The sequence below is a fragment of the Streptomyces durbertensis genome (assembly GCF_014156695.1).
GTDB lineage: Bacteria > Actinomycetota > Actinomycetes > Streptomycetales > Streptomycetaceae > Streptomyces > Streptomyces durbertensis.
In genome coordinates, this window is the sequence record NZ_WMLF01000440.1 from 1 (window position 1) to 4506 (window position 4506).

The 4506-nt window shown below is 71.4% G+C and carries 3 protein-coding genes; all 3 read left to right on the forward strand.

Annotation, left to right across the window (positions count from 1 at the left end):
* Window positions 1–152: 152 nt before the first annotated feature.
* Window positions 153–1373 (forward strand): thiolase family protein, encoded by a 1221-nt coding sequence (locus GL263_RS22215; protein WP_182857518.1) that lies wholly within the window; start codon window positions 153–155, stop codon window positions 1371–1373.
* Window positions 1370–3493: a 3-hydroxyacyl-CoA dehydrogenase NAD-binding domain-containing protein gene (locus GL263_RS22220; RefSeq protein ID WP_182857519.1), complete on the forward strand. Its 2124-nt coding sequence runs from the start codon at window positions 1370–1372 to the stop codon at window positions 3491–3493. The genes GL263_RS22215 and GL263_RS22220 overlap by 4 nt, the downstream gene beginning before the upstream one ends.
* Window positions 3494–3666: 173 nt before the next feature.
* On the forward strand, window positions 3667–4506 hold an 840-nt coding region (galE, locus tag GL263_RS22225), incomplete at its 3' end, for a UDP-glucose 4-epimerase GalE (protein ID WP_182857520.1).

The window sequence follows — 4506 nt, forward strand, 5'->3', positions numbered from 1 at the left end:
GTGTGACACGGACCGCACGGCTCGCCGTGGGCGCGGTCTTGCCTCGTGGTTACCGACAAGTAGCATGGGGTCGGGAAGCTCGCCGTTCGCCGGCGGCGTCTCCCGGGCATTCCCCGGACATCCCGGCCGCACCCCGCAGGAGGAGAGCCAACGTGCCTCGTACCGCAAGGGACGTCGTCTTCGTCGACGGCGTCCGCACACCGTTCGGCAAGGCGGGCCCCAAGGGCATCTACCACGAGACCCGTGCCGACGATCTGGTCGTCAAGTGCATCCGCGAGCTGCTGCGTCGCAACCCCGACCTGCCGCCCGAGCGCATCGACGAGGTCGCCATCGCCGCGACCACCCAGATCGGTGACCAGGGTCTGACCCTGGGCCGCACCGCGGGGCTGCTGGCGGGACTGCCCAAGACCGTCCCCGGCTACTCCATCGACCGGATGTGCGCCGGCGCGATGACCGCCGTCACCACCACCTCCGGCTCGATCGCCTTCGGCGCCTACGACGTGGTCGTGGCCGGCGGTGTGGAGCACATGGGCCGCCACCCGATGGGTGAGGGCGTCGACCCCAACCCGCGGTTCGTCTCCGAGAAGCTGGTGGACGAGTCCGCCATGTTCATGGGCATGACGGCGGAGAACCTGCACGACCGCTTCCCGCACCTGACCAAGGAGCGCGCGGACGCCTACGCGGTGCGCAGCCAGGAGAAGGCCGCCAAGGCGTACGCCAACGGCAGGATCCAGCAGGACCTCGTGCCGATCTCGGTGCGCCGCACCAACCCGGAGGTCGGGGAGACCGGTTGGGGCCTTTCGGTGGCCGACGAGCCGATGCGTCCGGGTACCACCCTGGAGAACCTCGCCGGGCTGAAGACCCCCTTCCGCGCCCACGGCCGGGTCACCGCCGGTAACGCCGCCGGTCTCAACGACGGCGCCACCGCCTCCCTGCTGGCCGCCGAGGACGTGGCGCAGGAGCTGGGCCTGCCGGTGAAGATGCGCCTGGTCTCCTACGCCTTCGCCGGCGTGGAGCCGGAGGTGATGGGCGTCGGCCCGGTGCCGGCGACCGAGAAGGCGCTGGCCAAGGCCGGTCTGTCCATCGACGACATCGGCCTGTTCGAGATCAACGAGGCCTTCGCCGTCCAGGTGCTGGCCCTGCTCGACCACTACGGCATCGCCGACGACGACCCGCGCGTCAACCAGTACGGCGGCGCCATCGCGTTCGGCCACCCGCTGGCCTCCTCCGGCGTCCGGCTCATGACGCAGCTGGCCCGCCAGTTCGAGGAGCAGCCGCACGTCCGCTACGGCCTGACCACCATGTGCGTCGGCTTCGGCATGGGCGGCACCGTGATCTGGGAGAACCCGCACTTCGAAGGGGCAGGCAAGTGACCACCACAGAGCTTCTCAAGGGCGCGGCCGAACTCTTCCCCGACGAGGTCGTGACCCAGGCGCACGTGCGCCACCTGGAGCTGCCCGGCGCCGGCCGGTTCGCGCTCGTCACGCTGGACAACGGCTTCGACCACACCAAGCCGACCACCTTCGGCCCGCAGTCGCTGGCGAACCTGAACGCCGCCATCGACCAGGTGGAGAAGGAGGCGGCGGACGGCGAGATCGTCGGCGTCGGCCTGACCGGCAAGCCGTTCATCTTCGCCGTGGGCGCCGACCTCAAGGGCGTCGAGCTGCTGAAGCGCCGCGAGGACGCGCTGGCCATCGGCAAGGGCGGCCACGACGTCTTCAAGCGCCTCTCCTCGCTGGCCGTGCCGACCTTCGCCTACTACAACGGCGCGGCGATGGGCGGCGGCGTCGAGGTCGGTCTGCACTGCACCTACCGCACGGTCTCCAAGTCCGTGCCGGCGTTCTCGCTGCCCGAGGTCTTCCTCGGCCTGGTACCGGGCTGGGGCGGCTGCGCGCTGCTGCCGAACCTGATCGGCCCCGAGCGTGCCGTCAAGGTCATCATCGAGAACTCGCTCAACCAGAACCGGCAGCTCAAGGGCGCCCAGGTGCACGAACTGGGCATCGCCGACGCCCTGTTCGAGGGCGCCGACTTCCTGGAGCAGTCGCTGCTGTGGACGGCCTCCGTCCTCAAGGGCGAGATCGAGATCGCCCGCCCGGAGATCGACCGCGGCGAGTCCTGGGACAACGCCGTCGCGCAGGGCCGGGCCGTCGCCGACGGCAAGGTGCACGGCGCCGCCCCGGCCGCCTACCGCGCGCTGGACATCATCGCCGCGGCGAAGAACGGCGACCTGCGCGCCGGTTTCGACGCCGAGGACGAGGCGCTCGCCGACCTCATCATGGGCGGCGAACTCCGCAGCGGCATCTACGCGTTCAACCTGGTGCAGAAGCGCGCCAAGCGGCCCGCGGGCGCCCCGGACAAGAACCTGGCCCGCGCGGTCTCCAAGGTCGGCGTCGTCGGCGCCGGCCTGATGGCCTCGCAGCTGGCGCTGCTGTTCGCCCGCCGCCTGGAGGTGCCGGTCGTGCTGACCGACATCGACCAGGAGCGCGTCGACAAGGGCGTGGGCTACGTCCACGAGGAGATCGACAAGCTGCTGCTGAAGGGCCGCGTCAACCAGGACAAGGCGAACCGCCTCAAGGCCCTGGTCACCGGCTCGCTCGACAAGGCCGCCGCCTTCGGCGACGCGGACTTTGTCATCGAGGCCGTCTTCGAGGAGATGGGCGTCAAGCAGAAGGTGTTCGCCGAGGTCGAGGCGGTGGTGCCGGAGCACGCCATCCTCGCCACGAACACCTCCTCGCTGTCGGTGTCCGAGATGGCCTCGCAGCTCAAGCACCCCGAGCGGGTCGTGGGCTTCCACTTCTTCAACCCGGTCGCGATCCTGCCGCTGCTGGAGATCGTCCGGGCGGAGCAGACCGACGACGCGTCGCTGGCGACCGCGTTCGCCGTCGCCAGGAAGCTGAAGAAGACGGCCGTCCTGGTCAAGGACGCCCCGGCGTTTGTCGTCAACCGCATCCTGACCCGCTTCATGGGCTCGGTGCTGGGCGCCATCGACGAGGGCACCCCGGTGGAGGTCGCCGACCGCGCCCTGGCGCCGCTCGGCCTGCCGATGTCGCCGGTCGTCCTGCTCGACCTGGTCGGCCCGGCGGTCGCGCACCACGTCGCGGGCACGTTGAACGCCGCCTTCCCCGACCGCTTCGCGGTGTCGGAGAACCTCGGCCGCGTCGTCGAGGCGGGCAAGCGCAACCTCTACACCTACGACTCCGGCACGCCGGAGCTCGACCCGGAGGTCGCCGCGCTCTTCCAGGTCGGCGACACCGCGCTGACCGAGGAGCAGGTCCGCGACCGCGCGCTGGACGCGATCGCCGAGGAGATCGGCCTGATGCTCGACGAGGGCGTCGTCGCCGAGGCGCAGGACATCGACCTCTGCCTGATCACCGGCGCGGGCTGGCCCTTCCACCTGGGCGGCATCACGCCGTACCTGGATCGGGCGGGTGTCAGCGAGCGGGTGCGCGGGCGGAAGTTCCTCGCCCCGGGCGTCGCGAGCGTCCCGGAGTGACCTGCCGCTGAGCACGCCGGGGACAGGGCCCCCGTCCGCACCACGCGGACGGGGGCCTTCGGCTCGGTCGGGGCCCGGTTCGGGCTCGGTTCGGGCTCGGTCCGGCCGTCCGTGCCCCGCCGACCCGGTCGGGCCTCCCACGCCGTACGCCGCCCGGAACCTACAATGCGCGGATGACGTATCTCATCACCGGCGGCGCCGGCTACATCGGCGCCCACGTCGTACGTGCGATGACGCAGGCGGGCGAGCGGGCCGTGGTGCTGGACGACCTGTCCACCGGGGAACGGGAACGGGTGCCGGCCGAGGTGCCGTTTGTGCACGGCTCCACCCTGGACCGCCCGCTGCTCGACCGGGTGATCCGCGAGCACGGTGTGACCGGGGTGGTGCACCTCGCGGCGAAGAAGCAGGTCGGCGAGTCCGTGGAGCAGCCGCTGCGCTACTACCGGGAGAACGTCGAGGGGCTGCGGGTGCTGCTGGAGGCCGTCGTGGACGGCGGGGTGCGGCAGTTCGTCTTCTCCTCCTCCGCCGCCGTCTACGGCATGCCGGACGTCGACCTGGTCACGGAGGAGACGCCGTGCCTGCCGATGAGCCCCTACGGGGAGACGAAGCTCGCCGGTGAGTGGCTGGTCCGCGCGGTGGGGCGGGCCCACGGCCTCGCCACGTCCTGCCTGCGCTACTTCAACGTCGCCGGCGCCGCCGAGCCGGAGCTGGCCGACACCGGCGTGTTCAACCTCGTCCCGATGGTGTTCGAGAAGCTGACCGAGCGCCGGGCGCCGCTGATCTTCGGCGACGACTACGCCACGCCCGACGGCACCTGCGTCCGCGACTACATCCACGTGGAGGACCTGGCCGACGCGCACCTGGCCGCCGCCCACCGGCTCGCCGAGGCCGTGCGGGCGGGTGAGAGCCCCGACCTGACGCTGAACATCGGGCGCGGCGAGGGCGTCTCCGTGCGGGAGATGGTCGAGCTGATCGGTGAGATCACCGGCCACGACGCGCTCGCCCCCACGGTC